Source organism: Phocaeicola salanitronis DSM 18170 (genome assembly GCF_000190575.1).
Taxonomy (GTDB): domain Bacteria; phylum Bacteroidota; class Bacteroidia; order Bacteroidales; family Bacteroidaceae; genus Phocaeicola; species Phocaeicola salanitronis.
In genome coordinates, this window is record NC_015164.1 from 1,347,941 (window position 1) to 1,373,429 (window position 25,489).

25 protein-coding genes and 3 pseudogenes are annotated in these 25,489 nt (G+C 43.2%); all 28 read right to left on the bottom strand.

The window, feature by feature from the left end; translation table 11 throughout:
* Positions 1-138: 138 nt before the first annotated feature.
* Entirely contained in the window at positions 139-891 is a 753-nt protein-coding gene (locus BACSA_RS06040; RefSeq protein WP_013617219.1) for an SDR family NAD(P)-dependent oxidoreductase, read from the bottom strand.
* Entirely contained in the window at positions 888-2,234 is a 1,347-nt protein-coding gene (locus BACSA_RS06045; protein ID WP_013617220.1) for a Gfo/Idh/MocA family oxidoreductase, read from the bottom strand. The genes BACSA_RS06040 and BACSA_RS06045 overlap by 4 nt, the downstream gene beginning before the upstream one ends.
* Positions 2,231-2,833 carry a hypothetical protein gene (locus BACSA_RS06050; RefSeq protein WP_013617221.1) on the bottom strand — a complete coding sequence of 201 codons (603 nt, stop codon included), beginning with the start codon at positions 2,831-2,833 and terminating at the stop codon, positions 2,231-2,233. The genes BACSA_RS06045 and BACSA_RS06050 overlap by 4 nt, the downstream gene beginning before the upstream one ends.
* The gene (locus BACSA_RS06055; protein WP_013617222.1) at positions 2,830-3,579 is read right to left on the bottom strand and encodes a glycerophosphodiester phosphodiesterase family protein; all 750 of its coding nucleotides are present in this window, start codon (positions 3,577-3,579) and stop codon (positions 2,830-2,832) included. Before BACSA_RS06055 ends, BACSA_RS06050 begins: the two co-directional genes overlap by 4 nt.
* A gap of 46 nt (positions 3,580-3,625) precedes the next feature.
* Positions 3,626-4,279 carry a hypothetical protein gene (locus tag BACSA_RS06060; RefSeq protein ID WP_169311437.1) on the bottom strand — a complete coding sequence of 218 codons (654 nt, stop codon included), beginning with the start codon at positions 4,277-4,279 and terminating at the stop codon, positions 3,626-3,628.
* Between the two features lie 196 nt (positions 4,280-4,475).
* Positions 4,476-4,715, bottom strand: a complete 240-nt coding sequence (locus BACSA_RS06065; RefSeq protein ID WP_041583909.1) for a hypothetical protein — start codon at positions 4,713-4,715, stop codon at positions 4,476-4,478.
* Positions 4,716-4,736: 21 nt separating this feature from the next.
* Entirely contained in the window at positions 4,737-5,924 is a 1,188-nt protein-coding gene (locus tag BACSA_RS06070; protein ID WP_169311438.1) for a glycosyltransferase, read from the bottom strand.
* A 15-nt stretch (positions 5,925-5,939) separates the two neighbouring features.
* Positions 5,940-7,118 carry a glycosyltransferase family 4 protein gene (locus tag BACSA_RS06075; protein ID WP_013617224.1) on the bottom strand — a complete coding sequence of 393 codons (1,179 nt, stop codon included), beginning with the start codon at positions 7,116-7,118 and terminating at the stop codon, positions 5,940-5,942.
* Positions 7,115-8,185 carry an EpsG family protein gene (locus BACSA_RS20845; RefSeq protein WP_013617225.1) on the bottom strand — a complete coding sequence of 357 codons (1,071 nt, stop codon included), beginning with the start codon at positions 8,183-8,185 and terminating at the stop codon, positions 7,115-7,117. Before BACSA_RS20845 ends, BACSA_RS06075 begins: the two co-directional genes overlap by 4 nt.
* Before the next feature lie 54 nt (positions 8,186-8,239).
* Positions 8,240-9,676 carry a flippase gene (locus BACSA_RS06085; RefSeq protein WP_013617226.1) on the bottom strand — a complete coding sequence of 479 codons (1,437 nt, stop codon included), beginning with the start codon at positions 9,674-9,676 and terminating at the stop codon, positions 8,240-8,242.
* 296 nt (positions 9,677-9,972) lie between these two features.
* Positions 9,973-10,071 carry a hypothetical protein gene (locus BACSA_RS20540; RefSeq protein WP_245546585.1) on the bottom strand — a complete coding sequence of 33 codons (99 nt, stop codon included), beginning with the start codon at positions 10,069-10,071 and terminating at the stop codon, positions 9,973-9,975.
* Positions 10,072-10,751: 680 nt separating this feature from the next.
* On the bottom strand, positions 10,752-11,000 hold the full coding sequence (locus BACSA_RS20545; protein WP_013617227.1) for a hypothetical protein: 249 nt from the start codon (positions 10,998-11,000) through the stop codon (positions 10,752-10,754).
* Positions 11,001-11,036: 36 nt separating this feature from the next.
* On the bottom strand, positions 11,037-11,189 hold the full coding sequence (locus BACSA_RS20550) for a hypothetical protein (RefSeq protein WP_245546586.1): 153 nt from the start codon (positions 11,187-11,189) through the stop codon (positions 11,037-11,039).
* Positions 11,190-11,235: 46 nt separating this feature from the next.
* The gene (locus BACSA_RS06100; RefSeq protein ID WP_041584258.1) at positions 11,236-11,712 is read right to left on the bottom strand and encodes a hypothetical protein; all 477 of its coding nucleotides are present in this window, start codon (positions 11,710-11,712) and stop codon (positions 11,236-11,238) included.
* A 241-nt stretch (positions 11,713-11,953) separates the two neighbouring features.
* On the bottom strand, positions 11,954-12,208 hold the full coding sequence (locus BACSA_RS06105) for a hypothetical protein (RefSeq protein WP_013617230.1): 255 nt from the start codon (positions 12,206-12,208) through the stop codon (positions 11,954-11,956).
* Positions 12,209-12,586: 378 nt separating this feature from the next.
* Positions 12,587-13,468 carry a tyrosine-type recombinase/integrase gene (locus BACSA_RS06110; RefSeq protein WP_052305970.1) on the bottom strand — a complete coding sequence of 294 codons (882 nt, stop codon included), beginning with the start codon at positions 13,466-13,468 and terminating at the stop codon, positions 12,587-12,589.
* A 76-nt stretch (positions 13,469-13,544) separates the two neighbouring features.
* Complete coding sequence (locus BACSA_RS06115) at positions 13,545-14,693, bottom strand: hypothetical protein (RefSeq protein ID WP_013617231.1); 1,149 nt, start codon at positions 14,691-14,693, stop codon at positions 13,545-13,547.
* Positions 14,694-14,902: 209 nt separating this feature from the next.
* Entirely contained in the window at positions 14,903-16,405 is a 1,503-nt protein-coding gene (locus tag BACSA_RS06120) for a transcription termination/antitermination NusG family protein (RefSeq protein ID WP_013617232.1), read from the bottom strand.
* A gap of 1,351 nt (positions 16,406-17,756) precedes the next feature.
* Positions 17,757-17,861, bottom strand: a pseudogene (locus BACSA_RS20555) (aldo/keto reductase); the annotation flags it as partial.
* 50 nt (positions 17,862-17,911) lie between these two features.
* A pseudogene (locus BACSA_RS20560) lies at positions 17,912-18,001 on the bottom strand (twin-arginine translocation signal domain-containing protein); the annotation flags it as partial.
* A 183-nt stretch (positions 18,002-18,184) separates the two neighbouring features.
* A complete protein-coding gene (locus BACSA_RS06135) occupies positions 18,185-19,291 on the bottom strand; it encodes a carboxymuconolactone decarboxylase family protein (protein WP_316928577.1) in 1,107 nt (368 codons plus the stop codon).
* Complete coding sequence (locus BACSA_RS20565) at positions 19,209-19,451, bottom strand: hypothetical protein (RefSeq protein ID WP_245546588.1); 243 nt, start codon at positions 19,449-19,451, stop codon at positions 19,209-19,211. Before BACSA_RS20565 ends, BACSA_RS06135 begins: the two co-directional genes overlap by 83 nt.
* A 149-nt stretch (positions 19,452-19,600) precedes the next feature.
* A pseudogene (locus BACSA_RS06140) lies at positions 19,601-20,125 on the bottom strand (flavin reductase family protein); the annotation flags it as partial.
* 27 nt (positions 20,126-20,152) lie between these two features.
* Positions 20,153-21,160 (bottom strand): aldo/keto reductase, encoded by a 1,008-nt coding sequence (locus BACSA_RS06145; protein WP_013617236.1) that lies wholly within the window; start codon positions 21,158-21,160, stop codon positions 20,153-20,155.
* 5 nt (positions 21,161-21,165) lie between these two features.
* Positions 21,166-21,633: a cyclophilin-like fold protein gene (locus BACSA_RS06150; protein WP_013617237.1), complete on the bottom strand. Its 468-nt coding sequence runs from the start codon at positions 21,631-21,633 to the stop codon at positions 21,166-21,168.
* A 137-nt stretch (positions 21,634-21,770) separates the two neighbouring features.
* Complete coding sequence (locus BACSA_RS06155; RefSeq protein WP_013617238.1) at positions 21,771-22,952, bottom strand: iron-containing alcohol dehydrogenase; 1,182 nt, start codon at positions 22,950-22,952, stop codon at positions 21,771-21,773.
* A 96-nt stretch (positions 22,953-23,048) separates the two neighbouring features.
* Positions 23,049-24,338, bottom strand: a complete 1,290-nt coding sequence (locus BACSA_RS06160) for an aldo/keto reductase (protein WP_013617239.1) — start codon at positions 24,336-24,338, stop codon at positions 23,049-23,051.
* A 14-nt stretch (positions 24,339-24,352) separates the two neighbouring features.
* A complete protein-coding gene (locus BACSA_RS06165) occupies positions 24,353-25,363 on the bottom strand; it encodes a DUF6282 family protein (RefSeq protein WP_041584263.1) in 1,011 nt (336 codons plus the stop codon).
* Positions 25,364-25,489 lie beyond the last annotated feature (126 nt).

Here is a 25,489-nt window from a genome sequence, read left to right on the forward strand (position 1 = left end):
TTAGATGCCAATACCTCCTGCACTGTTTGCAGAAGCAGGACTATTGGCCTTTAACTCCTGAACGAAGTGATAACTCCTGTGAAACATAACTACGTTTAACTCCCGATTCGCTTAATTAATGTTTTATTAAATAAATGTCTAATTTTGCTTAGGAATAACATTTACGCGTCCGCTTTTCAGTTTATACTCATACGAATGAATGCCTTCCGCACGAAAATCCTGATGATATCGTTCTAATACGTGCTTAAAGATTTCTTCATATTGGGGAATGAAAAGGTCATCTTTGTTTTCCAAATGTTGAATGATAGTTTGTGCCATTGGAGCGGTCACGGTTAAATCAGTTTTCCCATGATTAAAGCTTGTCCCTTTTAATGAACCCGGACTTACATTCAGAATCCGATTCGTAGTGCCGGCTTTTTTCAATTCTACATTTACACTTTCTATGAAAATTTTTAAAGCTGCCTTTGTTGCGGCATAAACAGAGAAAAAAGGAGAAGACATAAATCCGGCAATGCTCACCATAACGCCACAATAAAAGTCTTTCTTATTCTCTATCTTTGAATAGAAATGCTTGATAAGGCGTAATGCTGCAATCGCGTTCACATTGAACGATGCAATGATTTGTTGTTCGTCTATATCACGAAATAAAGACAAGTTCCCAAATCCGGCTGTTATCATCAATGCGTCAATATCATCAAAGCGGTCGAAGAAAGTATAATCCAATTCAGTCAAATCAAATTCATAACTTTCTATTTTCTTCTGCTTGTATTCCTCGACTAATGGTGCTTTGTCTACAATATAAATTTTCTCACATGTATGCCGCTTTGCCATTTCTGTAGCGATGCTTAGTCCAATGCCGTTGGCACCGCCTACGATTAAAATCCGTTTCATATTTCCATAAAGTTTTTCCGTTCCGTAAATTGCTGCATGATATCTGCCATGGCGATGCTTTCTTTTCTCCGTAGTCTTGCCGTGCTGAACCGGTGATTGTAAATGCAGGAAATAAATTCTTGAATTTCGTAGCGCAGACCTGCGCTATCCCATTTGTAAAAGAACTTTTTGTTTTCGTTTTGGTCTTCATAGCGCAATTCAAAGTAATCCGTTTTCCACCATGGGGCAGGTACATAAGCATAACCTTTCGTCCCGCTGATGACCAAATTTCCTTCGGTTTTTACTCCCAATCCGACTTTAAAGGAACACACAGCCTTGGGATAACGCATCACCCCTTTTGTGTACATGTCTATGCCGCCTTTCATTCTCGAATAGTAATTCAGATTATCATAATCTATACCTAACAGCTTGATGATGGGCAGCAAGGGATAAGACCCCAATTCATACATTGAACCACCGGCTTGATTCGGGTCAAACTCACGCAAGGACTTGTCCGCAAGCAGCTTGGATAGAGAAGCTTCTATATCCACCACCTCACCAATCACTCCGCTCTTTATCATGACAATCAAGTGATTGAACGCCGGACAATGGGCAGTCTTATTTGCTTCCATCAATACGACTTCCTGACTTTCTGCCAATTTGAACAATTCACGTGCTTTATCTCCATTAAGCACCATAGGAGTTTCGCAAAGCACATGCTTATGAGCCAGTAAAGCTTGTTTTGCGTAGGCATAATGCGTCAGGTGAGGAGAGGCTATGTATACGGCATCCACGTCATCCAATAGCTTTTCATATGTGCGGTACACATCGGGTATGTTCTTCTGCACCACAAAGTTGGCTGCCTTGCCAAAATCTAAGTCAAATGCTGCCGTTACTTCCACCCCGTTTACAAAATCGGCTTCCGTTACAAAGCGTTGGGCAATTCGTCCCGTTCCTACAATTCCCACACGTACCGTTTCTTGCGATTCTGCCCGTAATTGTGTAGACGAAATGCCTTCCGTTCGAGGCAAGTAAACGACTTTGCAAAACTCATTCAGGTAATCGAATTTACCTTCCCAGTCCGATCCTATAGCAAAAATGTCAATGTTGTATTTCTGTATATCGTCAATCTTTTGTCCGATATAGTCCTCAATGATAATCCGGTCAGCCAATCCTGTAGCTTTTACTGCCTCTACACGTTCTAACACATTATTCCTTACATTCAGCTTGCCACGATCCCGGTCGAAACTGTCATTGGTTACACCTACTATCAGATAATCCCCCAAAGCCTTGGCACGCTTTAAAAGATTGATATGCCCTTGATGAAGCAAATCGTATGTACCGTATGTGATTACTTTTTTCATTGTTCTTTTTTTCTAAATGTCCATTCAAAGTTTATTAAAAGGCGAGTGCTTTTTATGTTATCTTCGGTTGGTATGGATAAACATGGCATAATGGTTAACCGTTTCTCCGAAAATACCATTCCTATACGTATTTTTTTACTTGCAATGCGATATTCAGGTATGTTGCGATAACTTAGAGTAAATCCTATGTTTTCAGTTATTTGTAGTGCACTTCCTATTTCGTAGCATGTAATGTAATCCCATGAAGTATCTTTATGGGGATTCAATGTTCCGTATATTGAAAACCTATGGTTGAATTTGCATTGGAGTGTACATAGCATTCCGTAATCTTGAAAGTTGCCGTTCCATTGAGTGCCTATGTAAGGAGATAATTCTATTTCTAAATCTTTCCATGTAGATGCATAATTCAGATACCCTCTGATATACTGATAAGCAAAATCTTCGGAAAATATACTTTCTTCCAACTTTAATCCCCATGTGTTTTTATAAGTGTAGCTTGTATATGGAAATTTATTATCACGTATGCCTATTTTAATTTGGGCGTGCAAAGAATACGAAATACTTGCAAGCAAATAAATTATAAGAATTTTACTTTTCATCTTTGTATCGGTCTGTCAGAAGTTACGATGAACCCTTTTTGAATATATGCTTTAATCTTTTCTTTGTTATTAACAGTCCACACATTAGCTTTCAATCTATATGTTTTGATATCTTCCATTATCCTTCCATTTGATTGTATAAAATTCTCCTGATACGAAACGCCTTTTATTCCTGCTTTAGCAGCTTCTTGCGGAGTAACGGTTGGGTCGTATATCCATGTAGCGTGCGCATACCCTCTAGCTCTTAATGTTTCCATATAAGTCCGAGTGCAGAAGAATTCCACTTTAGATTCTAATCCTCTTCTTTCAATTTCTGTTAGTAGACGATTGACATCTACATGTTTTAAATCCAAAATAAGTTTGGTAGATGATTGAGGGGTATTAGTAATTATGTCAAAAAATTCATTCAGTGTTGCAAGATGGACATCATCTATTAATTGAGTTGTTATATCAATATAGTTTGTTGCTGAGATTTTTATTCCATAATAATCATCATCATGTTCTATGACAAAAACAGAATCTTTTGTCATTCTTACATCACATTCCGATCCATAGAATCCCATTTCTAATGCAGATTTTAATGCTTCTATTGAATTTCGTTTCCATCCTTCCCATTGCCAATTTCCTTGATGGGCTATTATCTGTGAAAGATTCTCTTTTGATGTGAAAAACTCATCTATGTCAGATGTACAAGAAAATAAAAGGAATATATATAAGAGTGTAATCCACTTCCACGTTTTCATCATAAAAGTGTTATTTTTAGGTTCAAAGGTATGCTTATGCTAATATCATTTATTCTACTGTTCGAACTGGCTGACTAAGTAACCTGCGTTCTACTTGTCCAAAATCAGAAAAAGCATATAAAATTAATCTTCTTAGATACTCTGCTGTGTATGGTCTTTCTTCGATTTCTGGATCTAATATTAGTTGTATCTCATCTGGCATATTATCCTCATTTATCTCATATATTCCCATATCTATGGGAAATGGATCTCTCAAATTCTCTATTTCAAAGTTGATAGGAAATGAAATATGAAAGGTCTTTTTTAAGTTTGGGCAAAAACCATTTGATTGTAGAGGATTTCTAACAGGTATCACAATGTTATATGATTTATCGTCAGGATATTCAAACTCTGTATTTTTATGTGTTGAACTATAATAGATTCCGTTATAACTCTTGTTACTAATAATCCATTCGAGTATCAATTGTGGAAAAATATATTCAGGTTTAAAAATCGCTGTTGTATCTTTTACTGGTATCATACAAGCTATGATAATGGGGAATAATGTTGCCCAAAGAATTGGTAAATTTTTAAACTTGGATTTTGAAGGAACACGTAAATCCAAAAGCTTAATATCGTTTGTGGTTTTAATACGAGAGAACCAACAATTGTGCATGGTTGGTCTGCCCATTTCTTCCCAACATGCATATACGCTATTACCCATGTACAGGCATGGATACCCTGGCGTACTATATCGTTGTGTTTTCACTATCGAACGCATTTCTAAAGGAATATGAAATAAATCCTTACATTTTACTCCCGTTCGTTGGTTATCTATGACTCGCATTCTGTAATAAGAACGGTCTTCTCTTTCTTGCTTTGTCTCTAATTTTTCCTTTTGAAGGAAAAGATTTAATGCATTATAAGCTTCTGCAGGTTTTCCTTGTAGTGAGAGGGTTACGATTTTTTAATATTTTATCATTAATCATTTTCACTTTCAAAATCGTTTGTTCCCATTGTACGGGAATGTCCTCATCAAGTTTACTTAGCAAAGTATAATATTCATTTAATGCACTTTTTAGGGTGTCTCTGAAATTATTTTTGCTAGACTGATATGGTGTCAGTTTAGTAATTTCCTCATAAAAATTTTCGATTGTCATGATATTTGATAGAAATAATGTTTATTCTATTTGGATAAATTCTTTAAGGAATGCCTCTCTGCGTTTATTTAGGATGAAACTTTGATAATTTTTTGCTTCTTCAAAATTTTTAGTAGCTTGCTCTTTTTGGATATTGACATCCATCATCTTAAGCAATTTTTCAGAGAGCATTTTTGAATCTCCGCATCTAAACAGAAAATCATTGTCTATTAATTCATAATTTCCACCAGTATCGCTGCATATTACAGGGCAAGCACAGCTCATTGCTTCAACAATAGAACGACATAAACCTTCTTGATAGCTAGATTGTACATAAACATCTATACTATCCATCCATTCGAATATTTTATCATGAGGACAAGCTCCTATTATTTTGACTTGATTTTCTACCCCAAGTTTTTTTGCTAAGTTCTTTAACCCTTTTCCTGTCCCGAGTCCAACCATCTCATATTCAATATTGCTATATCCGTTTTCTTTTAATAATTTTAAAGCACGTATCACAATGGCTTGTCCTTTCCATTTAACGTCAAGGAAAGCCGCTGTGCCTATTTTTAATGGTTTGTTTAAATTTGAATTGATCTTCTTCAAACGGTTTGTCAAATTGTCTTGTGATGAGAGATCAGGAAGTTGTACATCTGAACAACCTAACATTTTTCCTTTACATGGATATCTTTCTTGCAAAGCTTTTTGAGTTACATACGTTGCACATTCTGCATTATAAGTTAGTTCTTTAGTAAGTTGCTCAAATTTACCAGCCAGTATTCGTCCTAAGAGGCTGTGGTGTGTCATCCCTTCTTTAGCGAATCCCGTTACTTCCATTAAATAAGGTTTATTATATTTCAAGCATGCTTTATAAGTCATATAGGTGTATAGCGAGCATGACCTGATAATGACCTTGTCAGCAGATGCCACTTCTGATTCTATTATTTTTCGGATATTCTTTCTGGTTATAGGGTTTAAGAGTCTCATTTTGGGTCGGATTATATCAGGTAAGTCTATAATTCGCAACCTTGAGTCAATTAGCATACGGCAAAATTTCTTTTCTGCAAATTCCACATCGTACACTTTGTCTTCTTTTCGAAGGATAACAGTCAATTCATCACAGCAAGAAAGATATCTTTCCCAAACTTCAGGTGTAAAATTTCCGTCCGTATACCAATTCCCCTTATTGTCTTTTTTTAGGCGTGAACCGCCTTGGATGAAAACCATTTTCATAGCTGTTTTTTATTGTTTGTTGTTGGCTGATATTGAATTTAAAATATGTTTGTAGTTGTCATAAAAGATTTCGCAGGTATAGTTATTGACGAATGTATTTTTGCTTATTATCTCTAGATTTTTTCGTTTAGCAAGAGACATCTTACTAATATTATCCATGATATTTAAAGCTTCATGTTTGCTGTTATATAAAAAGACACTTTCAATATTGGTAAAATGTTTATTCCCCCCTGTGCTACTTGCAATAACAATTTTTCCTAGTGACAAAACTTCTAATAAAATTAAGTCAAAGTAAGTTTCTCTATTTGGTAAAATAAATGCGTCTGATGCTGCTATAAGAGAATGTGGATCATTTGTCCAGCCCACTTCAATCCATCGTTCATTCTTAAGTCTTTGATATGGCTCTTCTTTTCCTGCTATGAGAAAATACACATTATGATGTTGACATAAGAATTCTTTAGCATATTCTTTTAACAAATCATAGCCTTTTATACTGTTATGTCGCCCTACATAACAAAAAATGAAACTATCTAATGGAATGTTATATTTTTTACATATATTTTCTCTGTTGTCTTTAACCTTGCATGGTCTTATTCCAGTTAACAGATACCTATATTTTTCTTGATGTTCTTTTTTGAAATCTGCATACTCTTTCCATGCGTGATAATATGGTTCTTCTGCTTCTGGACATGGAAAAATAAAATAATCCGCACGATTAAAAGCATATGTATCCATTTGTTTTAATTTTCTGAATATGCGTAAAAATAATTTTTCAAGCCAAGATGATTTATCCCAAATTTCAAAAGATAATAGAGTTGGAGAATGAGATGTAAATATGACCTTACCTGTATATTCAGATAGAGAATCCCTTACTGAATACATATCTAGCGAAGAATGAAAATGTACAGCATCATAATTTGAAAGGTTTGTTTGTGCATAATGCTTTCTGCCATAAACTAGTAGCCAGTATTTATATATATTTTTGAGTCGTATTAGAATTGTCCTTAATTTGGTACAACGTATGTCTCTGATTTTTCTTTTCCAACTTTCGTATTTAAAATCTTCTTGAATAAATTCAATGGAGGCATCATGATTTTTGTCAATTTCTTGTTTTAAATTATAAAGATAGCCTAAAGGACCTCCTATAGGAGCTAATTGTGATTTAAATGCATAAATTAGAACTTTCATTTGTATAAAATTGAATTATAAGGTAAATATTTTTGATTAAACCATGAATATGTATTGTCAGAATAAATAATGCTACACATATATAAATATGAATATATAACTAAAATAATGAAAGTCATATTTCGAAAAAACTTTAATTTCATGTAGTATATACATATAGGAAATAAAAGAATTTCGGTTATACAATAATAATATGTACCTCTTGAACTTAAGGTTGTAAATCGCATAAAAATCAACGATGCGCAAACACCTAAAATATACATATTCAGTAATAACCCATTGGCTCCATGATATTGTTTGGAATGCCTTAAACACTCATAAAAAAAGATAGCTAAGAACGATTTTCTAAATTGGGATAATCCTAATTGCACGTAATCTTGTTGATATGTATCAATTGTTGAACTGAATTTATTAAAATATGTAGGCATAGTTGCTAATATGCGATGTAAAAAATCAGCAGATACTACAAATCCGATTATACTTGAAACTACTAATAAGCAATAAAATATTTTTCTGTTGATTTGTTTTTCAAATAAGAAATAAGCCAATACAAAAAAACACGAAGTGCGATGTAAGAAAATGGTGCTAAAAAAAATCAGTAGTAAAAACGTCTTTAAATCTCTTTTTATGATATATTTAATGCTATATAAACATATACTTAAGGCTGCTCCTTGCCTTATTATTCCCATATCATATAATAGAAAACAAAAACCAAAATATAAGAGCAAACATAAATAAGGATATTTCATCCTACTAATGACATAACTCTTAATGCCAATGCCTATAATTGCATAAAACAAAAGTAGAATATAAAAGTCTTTACATAAATTGGAGAGAATAATAAATAATGCTTCTATGCTGAAAATTTGTTCATTAATAGATTCTCCTTTTAAGTTTGTAAAATTCTCATTATACATATTATAATCCATGCCTACTTTATATCGCAATCCTGCAAATAAAATTAAAGCAACAATGACAATAAAATATAAGGCTTTTGATTGAATATGTTTGTTTATATCCAAGAAAGCGAAGAAGGTTAAAAAGAAAAATATAATTATATATTCCATTTTAGAATTAAATGTGAGATAAAATAAGTGATAGTTTAAATTGCTATTTCAGTGTTATTTAAGAACTTTCTTTAATATATTAAATAAGAATTGTTCTTGGACGATAAGAAGCCACATTCCATACACCAACATTCCAATTATTACAGCGAATATAAAATTGGCAATATCCGATCCGAATAAATCAGATGCAAAATGCAATGCCAACGTCATCCAGCAAGTTGCCACAAAATAATGCACAAAAGACTTGCTTTTCCATCGGATAGGAATGTACTTCTTTCCGATAAATATCATGGAAACCGTAACCATTGTTTCTGCCAATAAGGTAGATATGGCAGCTCCGTTTTGGGCATATCGGGGAATCAGCCAAATGTTCAAGACAAGATTGACCAATGCGCCTAATGCCGTACAAAGGATTACCTTATTTTCTTGTCCTTGCGGATATAAGATTTGGATACCTAACACATTGGATATACCTATCATGATGATAATCGGTGAAATGATTTGCAAGGTCAAGATTGCCGGTTCGTAGGAGTTTCCGCAAAACAGAGGAATCAGGTATTTTGCCATCATAATCAATCCGGCAGTCAGGGGAAGCGTAAGAGCCATGACTACCGTAATGGACTTTTGTGCAAGCTCATTGAACTTTTCTTTCTGTCCTGTAGATATTAGATTGGAAAGGCGGGGAAGCATGACGGTTCCCAATGCACTTACTAGACTCAGCAGTACGTGAGACAATTTGGTTGCAGCCGTAAACAATCCTACGCTTGTGTTGTCCGCCATAAAGCCGAGCATAATGGAGTTCAGGTTGACATACAGGCTGATGACCAGATTTAGTACAAAGATATGTAGCGCAGGCTTCAGATGTACCAATGGATGCAATTCCTTAAACGGCAAGTCTTTCCAAGAAATATATTTTCGTAAACGAATGAAGTTGAAAATATTGCCTCCCAGTATTCCGAATACCAAATAGCCTGCATACCATAAAATATCTTCTTTTGTCCGGACAAATACAAATAGCAGGATAACCGCTATTATTTTGACTATCAGTCCACGGATGGTGATATACTTGAAATCTTCTATGCCCTGATAAAACCATTCGCAACCGATGGCTGTAAAGAATATGGTCAAGCTCAGAATTAGGAATAACGGAATATTGACTTGTATGTCTGACACAAATGCAGCCAATAAAGCTACGATAACATAGCCTATCAGGCTAAGAGTAGCATGAAGCAGCAATATTTCTATGGCGACTTTGTTCCTTTTCGCAACATCATCACGCACGCTGGCTATCTTGCGTATGGCATACATGGGAATGCCTAAGCAAGTCAGCAGGGTAATATACTGAATGATAGACTGAAAGAAATTCACTTGCCCGATACCATCCGCCAACATGATGCGGGAAGCATACGGGAAAGTAATCAACGGAAACAGCAAGCCTGTCACCGTATTCAGCATATTGAAAATGTAGTTGACTTTTAAAGATTTAGCCATAAAGCTAATAAGAGTGAATGCTCAATTGAGAGCATGGTATTCATGTTCTTGGCTATACGCTTGTTATTTTCTGCTGTGTTTGCCACAAAAAGCGAATGATTAAAAGATGGAAAATGAAAGGCATTTCAAAAGCAATGCCTTACTGACAATTCACCTATAAAGATATTCGTGAGACTTCTTTGCGAATGGTTTCTTTTATATCTTCCCATGCCACATTTGTAAACATTTTCGGCATGAACTGGTTTTCTGCATCTTCGAAATCGGTCAGACTCATTAAAGCGCGGAAAATGGAATATTCAGGATATTTCGACGCATAAAATCCTAAAATATCTTGTAGTGGATAAATCTACAGACATACGGTGCCCATACTGGAGTGCCAATGCTGTTCCGCCCACCAGTCTTGCTTCTGAAAGGAAGTCTTGGTTTGAAAGTTCTTTTAGAAGTTCCCAATGGAAAGAAATTTATCGGTATTTTATTCTTTGGCGAGCGCACGGCTCTTTCATTTATTGAATATCCGCAAACATCCCATGTAGGGGCGTATCGCATACGCCCGAATGCGTCCACTTATCCACGCGGATGTCTTCAGGGCGTATGCGATACGCCCCTACAGTCAATTAGGTAAAATGCGGATATTCATTTTCATTTAAAACGCTAAATGGATTGTCCGCATTTGCCAACTACCTGTAGGGGCAGGGGTTGCCTGCCCGAATGTGTCCACCCATAGAGCGGTTGATGTTTTCGGGCGGGCAGACCCCGCCCCTACAAGTAAATGAAAGAGCCGTGTGGCGAGCGGCATCCATTAACCGTTTTTGGTGTTGGAGACATGCTTTTCAATGAATAATGCGAATCGGGAGTTAAACGTTGTTAAGTTCCACAGGAGTTATCACTTCGTTCAGGAGTTATACTTCACGCGGTATTTATTTGTGCATTTTGTATATGCCACGTAGTAAAGACGATGTGCACATCGTCTCTACAGAAGCGGTGCAAAAGGTATTGGCATCTAACTCCCAGCCCGCACTGGCGGGCGATAACTGCCTATAACTCCCTTTTAACTCCTGATTGGCACGAATAACATTTAAGCAAGAAACTTCTCCCATACATCCAAAGCATACGGCACACCATAATCTTCGTATGCCTCTGTATGCTTCAATTTCTCCAATCCGTCTCTCAATCGCTGCAACTCCACATTGGGAAAATTCCCATTCTTGATAAAGCTGATGATTGCCTCCATCATATCCTGACAAACATAATCAGGATTGTACATGTCATCGAAATAATTGTAATGCTCGTCTTTTACGAAGTGATAAGTAAGGCTTTCGAGCACTTCGATTAGAACGGTTACGGCTTCGGCATAGTTGCCTTAGCTGAGCGATTCACGAACCGTTTTTCGATAAGGTGAAAGTAGTCTTGTGATGGTGTCGCAATCTTCATCGATGTTGCTTTCATTGAATATGGATTCGATTTCCGCTTTCAGCGGTGTCAGTTCGATGTCAGTACGTGATTTGTCTTTCATACGCTGACAGATATATCTCATTTTTTCGGATGGCATATTAATAGTTTTACAATGAGTTCAAAAACGCCAACATCCGCAAGTCCTTGTATTTCGGAGCTTTTCCTGTTTTCTCTACTATCGACAGGATGGCAGGCAAGCTGACGGCAAGTGATTCGCGAACGCTATCGGGCATCAGCATCTTCCACTCACTGGCTTCAAAGTCCTCGTAAGTCAGTATAAGAGAGTATTTCTGCAATTTATATTGCGTCTTACGCATCTTCTTGGTGATGTATTGGTTCGGACCTGCCTTTACAAACTCATCCACCAATTGAAGTTCGCTTTTGCTCAGGCTGCACAGCACGGCAAGGGGATTGTCGAGAATCTCTTGTGCTATGCGGCGTGCCGTCTCTTCCTTTTTCAGGTTCGGACTGACATAGAGGTCGAGCTTCTTGCAGGTGTCCAGCATGTATTCTTTGGTGCGTACCATCAGCATGGCCGCCAAGCTGACGTTGGACGTAAAATCGGTATTCTTGATGGTTATCATACGCTGTAGGTTGGTACGTTTAGAGTTTGTGAGTTTATAAGTTGACAGGATATTCATTAACTTTTTAGGTTGACAGCACGAAGGCAGGCACATCTATCGGATTGGACAATACATCAGTTTTGGACGCTTACTATTTACGGTTACAATAATTCTATAGAATCGCTGACAATTTCTTTCAAATCAGCTACTGAATAAACGGGTATAGCTGATTGGAGTTCGTATCTACATATACTTTCATCGGTCAATATTTTTCTTTTAACAAAGCATCTATACCTTTTTCATCGGCAGGAACCTTCATCCCTCCATGTACAGATAATGTTTGTATAAAGTGTTCCGCTTCGGACATGCTGACTTCTTTTGCCGGCAATTCCTGCTCTTTCAACGATTCATCCAGCCTCTTTGCCAACAACTGGCGCACTTCCCGTTTCAATGGTTTCAGCAATGTCCAAAACGCATCTGCCAACTTGTAATCATTTATGTTTATTGCGGTTGCCATGATTATCCTCCTTTTCTGCAAAAATAGGGATTCCTTTTGTCATAAGCAAGCGATTCAATACAAAATCAGTTGCTTATGAAAATTATATCTCTCCTTTTTTAAAGGATATATACTGCATCGGCGGTTGCAGTATATATTCATCAGCAGTTGCAGTATATATTCATCGGCGGTTGCAGTATATATTCAACTGCCGATGCAGTATATATTCATTTTTCGGGTGTACTATCCTGTATGTTCTGTTCCGCCTGCTGCGCGTTCGGGGCGATGAGGTTCTTGCCGCCGTTGATGATGCAGACAAACTGGGGGGCTTCCCGCTCGTGAAGCTTGTCTATCTCGTCGTGGTACTTCTAACTTATACTTCATTCTTAATTCTTCATTCTATAGTATGTCGCTTATCCTTATCCCCTTCACCATGTTCTGCCACGAATGCCGGGCAACGGTAAGGTTCAGCGGATAACCAAGTTCCATCGTCTCGCCCAATTTCTTCAGGCTGTAATTGATGCGGTGCAGAAGGCTGTCATATTGTCTCCATTGTTCGTGCGGAGATTTTGCCGTGATAACAGGGAAAAGCCGTGTCGTCCCTTCCTGTTTGTAGCGGTCCGCAATCTCCTGCAGAGCCGGCTCCCACGGAATGGAAATCTCCTTGCCGGTGATGTGTTGGCGGTAGGTGAGCTGTCCGTTCTTGATATTCTTTCTGGTCAACCGGAAAATGTCATCGCTCCTCATGCCCTTGGTATAGACTGTGAACAGGAAAATGTCACGGGCGAATACAACCTGCCGTGGCTCGCCGCTCAAGTCCAAATCACGCAGGCGTTTCACCTCATCGAGCGTCAGGCCGTTCCTCTCTTTCTTGGCGCGGTAACTCACGTCCATGCCTTCGAAGGGATGGCATTCATCAGCCAGTCCGCTTTCTACGGCAAGGCGGTAGACCCGTTTCAAGTTCCGGATGTACAAGGAAATGCTATTGCGCCCTAACTCCTGATTCTTCAGCCATGTATGATAGTTGCGTATCAGCAGGGCGTCAAAGTCCTTGAAAGGCACTTCGTTCTTGCCTAAATAGGCGATGAACTTCCTGAGATACATTTTCAGTTTGTTTGCGGCATCGTAACGCCCCTCGTCCTGCAGTTTCTCAACGCGGGAGTTGGCGTAGGCGATGAAGCCGAAACCTTCCAGCCCCTCTCCAACCCCTCTCCAGCTCTCCTCATGAGGGGAAAGGGTAACGGCTGCCGTCTGTACATTTTTCTGTCTGTTGTTATCCACTTTTCGCTATATTTTACTTGAATATCCGCATTTTGCCCAATAAGGAGTTAAAGGAATTCATTATATTTTATACCTGTTACCTGTTCAGATAAATCACCTCACCGTTTGGCCGAGCATCGGATGCCCTTGACGGCTTCATGCATCCCAGGAAATCGAAGATGTTCGGCTCGTCAAAATAGATGCCCATGTCGGCATAATAGGCTTCCTCCGGGTCTTCCGGCACGGTGTAGAGATCTTCGTAAAGGCTGAGCCGCTTGCCGAACGCGGTGGTGAAATAAGCGAGTTTGGCCGCATCCTGTTCTTTCTTCACGATGTCGTTCCAATTGGCTTCACCGTTCCATATCGGCAGGGCTTCCTCGTTGAGCCAGACTGCAGAACCGTTTATGTAGGTTTTGTCATTGTAAGTGACAAGCTGGGCGGCAAGATGACGGTTTTGCACGTCATCCGGAACGGACTGCAGGAAAATCACGTCACGGAACTCACGCCCGTCTCTGTGGAGTAAGGCAAGCAGGTGTTCATCCTTCCAATCGATGACCGTATAAGTATCCAACCTTTCGGAACGGATGGTATCGAGCATCTCTGCCACTTCTTTCAACAGGGCACATTCCTCTTTTCCCAAGGAAGGAGACGAGAAACGGAATTGCCTGGCAATGGTGTTTACCAGGGAATAACCGCGCTTGTCACGCCAGTTGAAAGCAAGGTCAGTCCACAGCATCTTCTTAGAAACCTGTTTATCTCCGGCGAGCCGCATGAACATTGCTTTGCGGCAACGCAGGTCTGGATAGACGTAACGCAAGATTTTGTCTTCGCATGCAAACCATGTCAACATCTCACTCAGGCGGGAGAAATCACCCGACAGCACGCTTTCCGTCATCCATCGCCGCAAGGCACTGCAGCGAGCGTCTGCCACAGCCCTGCCCACGAGGTTGTGGACTTTGGAGTCGGCTGTGGCACTCATTTCAAACCCGTTGCACCAGCGGCTCTCCACATTGCCCACGCTGCGGTACCTGTATTCGTAAACACCGTCAAGCCCGACGGCGATGGTATTTTCTACATAGAGCAGAAAGGGAAGAATTTTAGAACTATCGAAACACCTCGCCTCCTGTCCGATAAGATGATACAGCTTGCCGTATAGCTGATAGAAAAAGCCCACATCGCCTTCCACGTCCATGGAAGGATGGTGAAGGCGTTTCCATCGGGAGGAGAATTGGACAAATGTAAGCATAGGAGTTAAGAAGCTGTTTTGAATTTCTCCAAAAAGTTTTTCTTGGCTTGATGTATCCGTTTTCGTGTGTGCTTTGGGCGATTTTTTGGTCTTTTTCGCTCCTGTTCTTCGTCAGATAGCCCGCTATCTTCCTCATCACAGAAGCGGAAATGCCTCAAAAACTCATCCAAAATCAGCGCACGATAAATTCAAAACAGCTTCTAAAAATATTAATTGTGCAGCCACACCGTCTGCAAATACCTGCGCCATACGGAAAGGTGGTTGGTGGAGTTGACTTCCTTGCAGATGCGGACACAAGCCTGTATCAGCAGATCCTTTACCTCATCTTTTTCCTGTGCTGAAGACTTGATGGCCATGACGCTCAGCGTATCCTCGCCGACCTTGAAATCCTGTACGGCTTTTACAGCTGAATCTTCATCCGTCAATACCTTATATAATGTTGGGGCATAGTTGCGGAAAGACTCAATAAGCTTTTCCGTATTAGCCCTCCCGTCAGAAACGGTCTCCACCGTTCCGGCAACCAGTTTTTCATTGGCCTTTCCTGCCGTCAGGAAGTATTCCCGGAGAAAACCGTCCCAGTTGGCGAAGTAAGTACATTCTTCCTTGTCTTTATCCTCCATCATGCCAATGTGGGCATAATAGGTTGTTGTAAGCGTCTCGTTCTTTTTCCTGCTGGGTTGGTAGGCTTCCTCCGTAATGTCCACTTTGCGGACGATTTCCGTAAAATCCTTGTGACGGAGTTTCACTTCTGTCTTGCCTTCATCCATTTCCACACCGGAAGTCGGGGTAAGGAACGGCCGCAGCGTCAACTTACTCCAGTTGGCCTTTACGTAACCCGGATTGTCATGCTCGTAGCGCACGAGGTTGATGACGAGTTCCGCCTCCTTGCCGGTCATCAGAGCCAAACATCGGCTTAAAGCGGCATCGCCTTGCGCATGGAGATTCTTACAGAGCGAGACCAACGAGGGCTTGATGACAAGACGGGCGATGATGTCATATAGCATCGGAAGCGTACGTTCTCCATAGCCGCAGGCCTGCAGGAAGCCTACAAGCAGATCCACGGCACGTCCTTTCTCGGTTCCGATGGAGAACCTGTCTCCCTCCATATTGTGCAGGCGAACCACGCGCAAGTCCCATGCCTTGGGACAGGAGACCGTGAGCCAGCTGCCCGGTTCAAAACCCTGTACCTGAAACACCAATCGTTTTTCATGCCGGAAACGGCAGATGTAGCCCTCGCAGCCTGCAAGCGGACCGTCGATGACACGTACAATCTCGTTCGGTTCGCCCGTTTTCGTGTTGAAAGCATAGTCGGAATAAGGATGCTCCAGGACAATCACCTTGTCGGCATAGTTCTCATTATAGTCGCGGAAAGCACGCATCTGCGATTCGGGAATGACGCACATCCGTGTCCTTTCGCCTTTTTCATTTTTACGCTCGTACTGCATGCCGGCATCCAAGGAATGCTCTTTCATGAAATTCATCAGCGCATCCTGCGTAGCGAGTACGAACACGATGCCCGCGAACAGCGGCTTCTGTTTATCGTCGCTGTCCTGATGCACATTCACCGTGGTGTGGGTGGGCGCGTAAATTTCAAGGATATTCTTGGTCTGGGCCTTTTGCTTTTCCAGAAGTTCCACCAGTTTGCTCTCCTGATGACGCTTGGTGCGCACTACGTACCAACGGTAATCCACGTGATTAAGCTTGTCGGGCATAATGATATATAAGGAGTTATAGGGAGTTGTTAAGCCGATAGTTTGGCTAACATTTTAAAAGCCTTGTCAACTATAGTTGAACGAAATTGGTTTACGAAAATACTGCATGTAGTAGAAGGTGCATCAAAATAGAAATCAACTTTCATTTTGTCATCCTGAGTGCCCATTTCCTGCGGAAACCCCATTCGATTATGACAGGTATTGTCATCCTGAGCGCCAGCGAAGGATCTCGTAGACATCCACGTGGATGTGAGATTCTTCCTCCCTACGGTCATCAGAATGACAAGAGGGTTAAGGATAATCCGTCATTGGTAACAAAATTTAAATGACTCTAAAAGCAAGCTATGATTTTTCGCAATTCATTTCTGATTGACTATAATTCTTCATTTGCGAAAGTGTGTTCCTCATGTTCCTCTCATGGCATTCGCATGATAGTTCCGGAGCACCTTATTTCAGGTATAACGGCGGCATTCTGGACGAACCTCAGCAGCAATGATCCACCGTTTTTATGTGACGAGAAGAACAAAGCGCAATGCACTTCAGCATTTTCATTCCCATATCACAAATATTTTATTTTCAATCAATTAAACATTTCTAAACCCGCCGCTTTACCATAGTTGTATAATATGAAGCGACGAATATGCTGCAAAGGTATATAAAAAGATTGAATGCAGAGGCATTTATCGCCGGAAAAATTTAAAAGATTCAGAATTTTAGTCGAATAGCGATTGCATTTATTCGACTAAAATTGGTTCTTGTACAAAGTTGCACCTTGGTAATCAATCAGTTGCGAAAATCCGCCGTTTCATATTATACAGCAACGAATTTTGTCGAACATTTCTGGTTGTTTTTTACCACACCCTCCGGATCAAGGGAGCTTGATAAGGCTATTAAAAATATATATCACGCTTTATCTACATACGAAATACAATTTATGCCGCATGCCCAATTGGCTTGTAGGGACGTATCACATACGCCCTTAAAAACATCTACGTGAATAAATTGGCGCATTCGAGGCGTATGCAATACACACGTGTCCACTAAAAATCATTAAGAAGCTGTTTTGAATTTCTCCAAAAAGTTTTTCTTGGCTTGATATAGGCTCATCCGCTGTAAGATTAATAATCTTACACCAGACGAAGCTATCTGCGTTGAAGCAAAAAGATAATAACGACAACCTTTTAACTAATCTGCGTATGATAATGTACCGTTTAGTAATGCAGGCTGAACGGAACGGAGACAGCATACAGGAATTGTGACATCAACAAAATGCACCAATCCATACCGCGCATGGTATAAGAAGTTCTGAAGATCCCCTGCAAGCGGAACGGCTGGCAAGGGATTTTTAATTTCAGAATCCCACTTGTTTCTGTTGTTCGGCATTGTAGCGGTCGCCCGTCACGGGAATGGCTGCAACGGCATCTTCCAACTGTTTCCACTCTTCGGCAGAAATGCTCCCTTGCTTCCGGCAGCCACGTAGGTGGCAGCCTGTACTTTGCCCAATGCCGGGGAGACAGCCAGAGCTGCGCCCACGGCAGCCGCCGTCTTCAGAAAACCGCGACGGCTGAAACCTTCTTTCTTGTTCAAGTCTTCCATATTGCCTTTTAAATGAAAAATGCGAATCAGGAGTTAAACGTAGTTATGTTTCACAGGAGTTACAGGCCAATAGTCTTACTTCTGAAACCGGCGCAAAAAGGTATTGGCATCTAACTTCCAGCCCGCCCTGCGGGCGATAACTACCTATAACTCCCTTTTAACTCCTGATTGGCATGAAAAAAATTACTTTATTTTCAGTCCCGGAATCAGCGGTGTCGTATCCACCAGTTCCAACTCCTTTACCATATCCAGCGTACCCTGTTTGTACTTCTGGAAATGGAGAGTCTTCAAATGGCTTTCGTAAGCGGCACGGTCGGCATAGATTTCGAGGATGGTAATCTTGTGGGGCGCATCCTTTTCGGCTGTGGCATAAAGAGTGAGCACGCCCGGCTCCAGCCGCATGGAGGCTTCTATTTCCTCTTTCAGATAGGCGTTGTATTCGTCCAGCCGGTTAACATCGACGGTTATCTTCGAGAGACGTACCAGATTATCTGTGGCCGATGCGGTCGGTTGGGCAGTTTCCTGCTTGATGATGCGCAATGCTTTGATGGCTGCCGGGAAACCGATGTAGGGAAGACATTGGATGACCGCTGCGGTCACTTCTTCGGGCGTATTGCCTGCCTGGATGTTTCCGTGGAAGTGCGACTGCAACTGGCTTTCCGCCTCCAGTGTCGTCAGGATGCAGTAGCCGAGCAGTTCTTTGGTTTTCAAGTCAAGTCCGTTACGGGTGTATATTTCGCCAAAGAAATAGTCGGTCAGGAAGCGTGCTACCTCTTCACCCATTCCGCCGGGCACGCCTTCCATCACGGCAGAGATTCCTCCGTGGTAGAGTTTGTCCTGAATGGCTGCGCCCTGCTCATGACGGTTCGCTTCGGTGACGGTGGTCTGATTCTCCAAGGGAAGGCTGATGTCGCGCTCCTTGAATACTTCGTTCACCGTTCCGACGGCATTGAGCATCTTGGGGAAACCGATGAACGGTGCTGTCAGATACATCGCTTCCCGTAATTCCACAGGGGTGACGCCCACGTTCAGGGCAGCTCCCGCATGAGCTTTCAGTTGCGGAAGCGTCTGCATCGTGGCAAGGGTGACGCAGGTAATCATTTCGCGTTGTTTCAAGCTCAAGTTTCCCGTAGTAAACACTTCGCCGAAGATAAATTTCTGAAGGATGTCCATCATCTCCGGGTCTGTGCCCTGTCCGGTCAGGGCTTCACCGCCGAAAAGGGTACGGTAATTTTCCTTGCACGTTTCTATTCTGTTCATTGTTTCGTCGTTCTGTGCCTTTGCCGGCATGAGTCCTGCCAGCAACAAAACCAATACAATTATAGACTGCTTCATATTCATCATGTTCTTGCTTATAAACTTTTTCCTGTGCGCCTTTGATGAACTGTTCCGCCAGATAAGCCGAATTACCATTCCGGCGAGGACTACCGGTCAATACTACTATTTTCATTCTACTACTATTTTTAGTGTTCAAATTTTCTACGGCTTTCATGATGCCGCCTCCCAAGATCATACTCCCTGTAGCTGCGAGCAGGGATTTACGGAGAAAATCCCGGCGCTTCATCAGTTCTCAGGATTAAATGTTTTTCCAAATGTCGTACATTTAGCGATTTCGTCTCCCGTCCGCAAATAGGTATAGTTGGGCATTTCGAAGAGGACGGGTTTCAGTTTGCTGTAGTCCGGCTTCCCTTTGTCATTGAGAATACTTTCTTCGGCATAGGTGTTCGTGATTTTGCAGATGAAGTTATCGAACGTATCCGTTCCGTAATTATCTACCACCTCACATTCCATCACCAACGGACTTTCATCAATGACAGGAGTTCCGGCTTCACCCGGATGCCAGGCAAAGACTTCTGATTTGTCCGTCTTCGCTCCGCTGACGCAACCTACGTAGTCAGCACGTTGCAGCATGGCTTCGTCTACCATATTGACGGACACCCTGCCTGTGGTTTTCACACCTTGGTTGGTGTAATGCGCCTTGTGCATACTCAGCAGGATGCGGTCGTGCCCGATGATGCCCACATAGGCAACGAGCAGCCAGTTTACCTTTCCGTTTACCTCCGTACCCACTACTACGGCGGGAGTAGGATACAATGCCAATGTCTGGCCGATGTTCTTTTTCATATTCTCTTCCGTTTGAAAATTGTATGACTATTTGCCGGTCAACGCCTCCTGGTCTGCGGAATATCGTGCTCCGATGATTTCGATGCTGTCCAGATGACGGCGGATATCGGCAAACTCCTCCGCAGTAAAGCGAATGTCCGCTCCTCCGATATTCTCCTTGATGCGTTCAATACGTTTCGTGCCGGGAATAGGGACAATCCACGGTTGCTGTGCCAGAAGCCAGCCGATGGCAATACGTGCCGGAGTGGTTTCTTTCCGATGGGCAAGTTCTTTCACATACTCTACCAACGCTACATTGTGTTGCAGGTTCTCCGGCTGGAAACGGGGAATGGAGGAACGGAAATCCGTCTTGTCGAACGTGGTGTTGCGGTCGAAGCGTCCGGTCAGCATGGCTTTCCCCAGCGGACTGAACGGCACGAAGCCGATGCCCAGCTCCTCCAAGGTAGGGAGCAGTTCCTTTTCCACCTGACGGTACCACAGGGAATATTCGCTCTGCACTGCCGTTAGCGGACAAACGGCATGGGCACGGCGCACCGTGGCAGGGGCGGCTTCGGACAAGCCCCAATACAACACCTTGCCCTCTTTGATGAGCGAAGCAACCGTATCCGCCACTTCTTCTATCGGCGTATCCGGGTCTACCCGGTGCTGGTAGTAGAGGTCAATGTGGTCGGTACGCAGGCGGCGGAGCGAACCTTCCACCGCCCGGCGGATGGTGTCGGGTTTGCTTGACAGGCTTACGGGGCGTACCGATGTATTAAGGTCGGGCATATCCACCAAGTTATAGCCGAACTTCGTGGCGATGACTACTTTGTCGCGGACCGGTTCCAAAGCTTCGCCCACTAACTCTTCGTTCTTGAACGCACTATACACCTCTGCCGTATCAAAGAATGTAACTCCCAACTCTACCGCCTCGCGCAGCGTGGCGATGGCTTCTTTCCGGTCGGGATAAGGAGGATAACTCTGCGTAAATCCCATGCAGCCCAGTCCTACTTCCGAAACTTCCAGTCCTTGTTTTCCTAATGTTCTTGTTTTCATCGTTATTATTTGCCTAATGAGAGCGTTACCGTTACATCACCGTTTCCCAATGCTGATTTCAATTGTGCGCCATTGGTATTATCTATCTTGCCTATGCGGGTGAAGTTCCACGAATTGGTCGAATAATAAATTACCAGGTATTTCCCTTGGTAAAGGATGATGTCGCCGGGACCGGTCGATGTCTGTCGGTCATTGCGCGGAAGGCTGGTACCCAGCGGTCCCACTTTTTCCATGTTGCCGTAGTCTTCCATTTCCACGGTGACGTCTCCTTTTGATAGCAATTCTATCAAAGCATCTGCGGACGAATTATCCGCTAAAGTGGCGGTAAATGTCTTACCGTCCTTGATGGTCAGTCTGATTGTGTTATTTCCCATATTTGCTTTCATTTGATTGTCTGAAACTCTTTGTTGTGCCTGAACTGCTGTCATAAAGACCGAGAGCAGCAACAGGAGGACGAGATGCAGTCTATTCATCGTTTTTTCCTTTTTTTAAAATTACTTACCATGTAGTCGACAGCACCAATCCTGGCGGAGAAGTGCTTTCCCCAGCGGGGACAACGTCAATCCTGATGGAGAAGTGCTTTCCCCGCTGTTCCCAATGGGAGTCGTTCTTATTTGTAGGATTCCCGATAGACGTTCACGATATCTTCGTCCGACATCTGGACACGGTCGCTGGTGAACATCACGCCCATTACTTCGCGGGTGTTACGCATCAGCGTCTCGAACTCGTCGGGAGTAATGCCGTAGTCGGACATCTTCAGGTCGGCAACGCCGCACGCCTCTTGCAGACGGGTGAGGGCGGTCAGGAAGTCTTCGGGTTTCGTGGCTTCCGGCATACCCATTGCCTGTGCCATGCGGATGAAGCGATCGTCGCAGGCATGGTGCCCGATGAAATATTTATAATAGGCACGGCTCACCATAATCAGACCGGCACCGTGGGGCAGGTTGGGATGATAAGCGGAAAGGGCATGTTCCAGGGCGTGTTCGCTGGTGATAAGCGTCAGGCACATCACGCCGCCGGACAATGTATTGCCGAAAGCCACACGGGTACGGGCTTCGAGGTCGTTGCCGTCCTTGACGGCACGGGGCAGGTATTCGGCAATGTTGCGGATGGCTTCGAGGGCATACATGTCGCTCATCAGATTGGCACCTTTCGCAATGTATCCTTCCGTGCTATGGAACAGGGCATCGAAGCCTTGATAGGCAGTGAATGTTGCCGGTACACTCTTCATCAGTTCTGCATCAACGATGGAGAGGACGGGGAACAGGGATGCATCGCCCACGAAGGCTTTCTCAAACGTGTCCTCCTTCGTAATAACGCCGGAGTTGTCCGTTTCCGACCCTGTGCCTGCCGTAGTGGTGATGGCTATGATAGGCAACGGTTTTACGGCAATAGGTTGTCCTTTTCCTGAACCGATGGGCACGTAATCCCACAGTTCGCCTTCATTCGTAGCCATGACCGCGATAGCCTTTGCGCAATCCATGACACTGCCTCCACCCAACGCAACGAGAAAATCACACCCATTGTCGCGTGCAGTCTTTGCACCGGCATTGACGTTGCCTACGGTAGGATTGGGAGCTACACCGTCGAAGATGCAGGTCTCCACACCAGCCTTGTGCAACTGCTCTTCCGTGCGGGCAAGATAGCCGTTGGCGCGGGTGGATTTACCATTAGAGATAATAATGAGGGCACGTTTGCCCGGCATGGGTTGTTCACTCAGTTTGTTCAGCATCCCTGCACCGAACATTACACGGGTAGGGATATACATGTCGTAGTTATTGTTCGTTTTCATTTTGTAGGTTATATTTAATGATTCTGATGCAAAGGTAGCAGGCTGCCGGCGGAAAGGAGATAACATATTTACTGACGGTTGTAACCGATTTACGGATTATTTTCCCATCGTTTCCTTTACTTTTGCCAACAGATTGGGAATATCCAGATGCTGCGGACACTTTGCCAGACATTCTCCACATCCGATGCACGAGGATGCCGGGTCGCCGCGCTGGACGGGAGACATGGATACGGTGTAATCCAGCATTGCCCGTTCCTTGTTGCGGTGCAGCAGGTAGTTGTTGTAGACATAAGCAAAGATGTAGCCGATGGCGACATTCTGCGGGCAGGGAATGCACTGGTAACATCCGGTACAGTCAATGTGTCCCGGTGCATGACGGTAAGCGTAGATGGCTGCTCCCAATGCCTCGCGTTCGGCAGGTGTAAGCATATTCGGTTTTGCCTTGGCTGCATAACTCAGGTTTTCTTCCACATCTTCCATGGAACCCATGCCGCTGACGGCTACGCTTACTTCGGGAATGTCCCACAGGTAATCCAGTGCCCACTCCGCATCGGGTTTCCGGATGCCAGTAGAGGCAAGTGCTTCCCTCATACTTTGTGGCAGGTTGGCAAGGAAGCCGGTGCGGACAGGCTTCATTACCGCCAGCCCCATACCGTTGGCAGCGGCATATTTCGGGCCGAGCACACCTGCCTCGTATTCATAATCAAGGTAATTGTGCTGGATAAGGCAGAAATCCCATGCCGGTGTATATTCGACTACCCGTTTGAACAGTTGCAGGCTGTCGTGGAAGGAGAATCCCATAAAGCGTATTTTCCCCTGCGCTTTCAGATTCTCCATCTTCTCGATAAGCCGATACGGCAGCACATAGTCTTTCCATGCCCGGTGCATAATCATGTGGATGTGGTAGAAATCAATTACATCGGTATCTATGGTCCGTCTTGACTGGTCGAAGAACTTTTCGAAATCGTCTGCACTCTGTATCTCCCACCACGGCATTTTGGAAGTGACATAAACTCGGTCGCGCCAGCCTCCGGCAAGTGCCTTGCCGACTGCCTGCTCGCTTTCGCCTCCCATATAGACACGTCCGGTATCAATGTAGTTCACTCCGCCTTCGATGGCACGGTGTACCATTGGGGTGGTCTGGTCGAAATCCACATGCCCGTTCTTCATAGGCAGGCGCAACATGCCAAAACCTAATGCCGATACATTTACCCCTGTTCTGCCCATCGGGCGGTATTGCATCTGTGGGTTGTAATTCAGGATGTCTTTTGCTTTCTGCTCCTGCTCCACACGTCTGTTTGCTTCTTGCGCAATGGCTTTCGGTCCCATTGCGGCACCGACAGCCGCGGCGAATAATCCGCTTTTGATGAAATCTCTTCTATCCATAATGCTCCGTGATTTTATTTATCCAATCCTATCAGCCATGTAGGATTATGGCGTATCAGTAAGTCAATGTCGCTTTGAGGGATGCCTTCTGCCAGCAGTTTCAGGATGCAATCCCTCATACCCTCAATGGGGTGTGGCATCACCGCCTGTCCTAAGTCGGTGGAAATAAAACTCCGTGACGGGTCGATGCGGACAAAACCGGCAAACTCCCCGATGCTTTGCCGTAGATATTGCGGCATCTTTGTGCCTTCTCCCCACAGGCAGGGCAGGTAGCAATATTCGATGTACGCACCAAGGTCGATGCACTGCTTGATCTGGTCGGCAGTCATTTTCCAGAAATGAGAATTGGCATGAGTGACGACAAATTTATCCACACCTATTTCCTTTGCCTTACGGGCGAGCGTGATGCTTTCCTGCGGCGAAGCGTGTCCGGTGGCAAAGATGATGCCGGCTTCCGCACAGATTTCCATTACGTGAATGACTTCGGGCAATACCTGTCCGTTATCATCCAACACGGGAATGCCTTTCTCTTTCCTGCCTTCACATTGGTAATGATAGGCTGCGTCAAGTGTCGGCATCCAGATGCACCGGCACAGTCCTCCACTTGTTTCTACGGCTTTCTGTGCGGCAAACGGATTTACTTTGTCCCCATGCACACGGTTCATGCAGAAACTGCCGAAACATTCCGCTTCCGGCAGTGCCTGCCGGATGATATATGCCCTGTCGTGACAACTGAAGTCATTGGACTTGAACATCACGGCACGGTATCCGGCACGCATGGCATCCTGCATGAAACCATATTCATCTACCGAGCGGTCCCGTGAATCGGGGCGGCAGTGCAGGTGGATGTCGCATACTCCTTTTACTAATCCGTCATCTGTAAACATTGCGTTTTCATTCTTGTTTTTCTCCGAAAGAAAATCCATGGCACGGGCAGGTATCGCTGCCTGTGCGAACAATACTCCTCCGGTCAGCACGGAACTCTTGATAAAGTCCCTGCGGTTTATTTTTCCATTATCATTCATCGCTTTTCTTTTTTTGCAAAAATAGCCGGTATCCAACTTAAAGGACATAACCTATTTACGGAGATTTGTAACTCATTTACAGATTACGGTTCAACGCCGATACAAGTTACGGTAGAAACTTTTATT

Coding starts and splice junctions, on each gene's coding strand:
- BACSA_RS06040 (WP_013617219.1), bottom strand. CDS start 891: ATGAAACGGATTTTAATCGTAGGCGGTGCCAACGGCATTGGACTAAGC.
- BACSA_RS06045 (WP_013617220.1), bottom strand. CDS start 2,234: ATGAAAAAAGTAATCACATACGGTACATACGATTTGCTTCATCAAGGG.
- BACSA_RS06050 (WP_013617221.1), bottom strand. CDS start 2,833: ATGAAAAGTAAAATTCTTATAATTTATTTGCTTGCAAGTATTTCGTAT.
- BACSA_RS06055 (WP_013617222.1), bottom strand. CDS start 3,579: ATGATGAAAACGTGGAAGTGGATTACACTCTTATATATATTCCTTTTA.
- BACSA_RS06060 (WP_169311437.1), bottom strand. CDS start 4,279: ATGGGTAATAGCGTATATGCATGTTGGGAAGAAATGGGCAGACCAACC.
- BACSA_RS06065 (WP_041583909.1), bottom strand. CDS start 4,715: ATGACAATCGAAAATTTTTATGAGGAAATTACTAAACTGACACCATAT.
- BACSA_RS06070 (WP_169311438.1), bottom strand. CDS start 5,924: ATGGTTTTCATCCAAGGCGGTTCACGCCTAAAAAAAGACAATAAGGGG.
- BACSA_RS06075 (WP_013617224.1), bottom strand. CDS start 7,118: ATGAAAGTTCTAATTTATGCATTTAAATCACAATTAGCTCCTATAGGA.
- BACSA_RS20845 (WP_013617225.1), bottom strand. CDS start 8,185: ATGGAATATATAATTATATTTTTCTTTTTAACCTTCTTCGCTTTCTTG.
- BACSA_RS06085 (WP_013617226.1), bottom strand. CDS start 9,676: ATGGCTAAATCTTTAAAAGTCAACTACATTTTCAATATGCTGAATACG.
- BACSA_RS20550 (WP_245546586.1), bottom strand. CDS start 11,189: ATGAAAGACAAATCACGTACTGACATCGAACTGACACCGCTGAAAGCG.
- BACSA_RS06100 (WP_041584258.1), bottom strand. CDS start 11,712: ATGATAACCATCAAGAATACCGATTTTACGTCCAACGTCAGCTTGGCG.
- BACSA_RS06105 (WP_013617230.1), bottom strand. CDS start 12,208: ATGGCAACCGCAATAAACATAAATGATTACAAGTTGGCAGATGCGTTT.
- BACSA_RS06115 (WP_013617231.1), bottom strand. CDS start 14,693: ATGCTTACATTTGTCCAATTCTCCTCCCGATGGAAACGCCTTCACCAT.
- BACSA_RS06120 (WP_013617232.1), bottom strand. CDS start 16,405: ATGCCCGACAAGCTTAATCACGTGGATTACCGTTGGTACGTAGTGCGC.
- BACSA_RS06135 (WP_316928577.1), bottom strand. CDS start 19,291: ATGCCGGCAAAGGCACAGAACGACGAAACAATGAACAGAATAGAAACG.
- BACSA_RS20565 (WP_245546588.1), bottom strand. CDS start 19,451: ATGAAAATAGTAGTATTGACCGGTAGTCCTCGCCGGAATGGTAATTCG.
- BACSA_RS06145 (WP_013617236.1), bottom strand. CDS start 21,160: ATGAAAACAAGAACATTAGGAAAACAAGGACTGGAAGTTTCGGAAGTA.
- BACSA_RS06150 (WP_013617237.1), bottom strand. CDS start 21,633: ATGAATAGACTGCATCTCGTCCTCCTGTTGCTGCTCTCGGTCTTTATG.
- BACSA_RS06155 (WP_013617238.1), bottom strand. CDS start 22,952: ATGAAAACGAACAATAACTACGACATGTATATCCCTACCCGTGTAATG.
- BACSA_RS06160 (WP_013617239.1), bottom strand. CDS start 24,338: ATGGATAGAAGAGATTTCATCAAAAGCGGATTATTCGCCGCGGCTGTC.
- BACSA_RS06165 (WP_041584263.1), bottom strand. CDS start 25,363: ATGAATGATAATGGAAAAATAAACCGCAGGGACTTTATCAAGAGTTCC.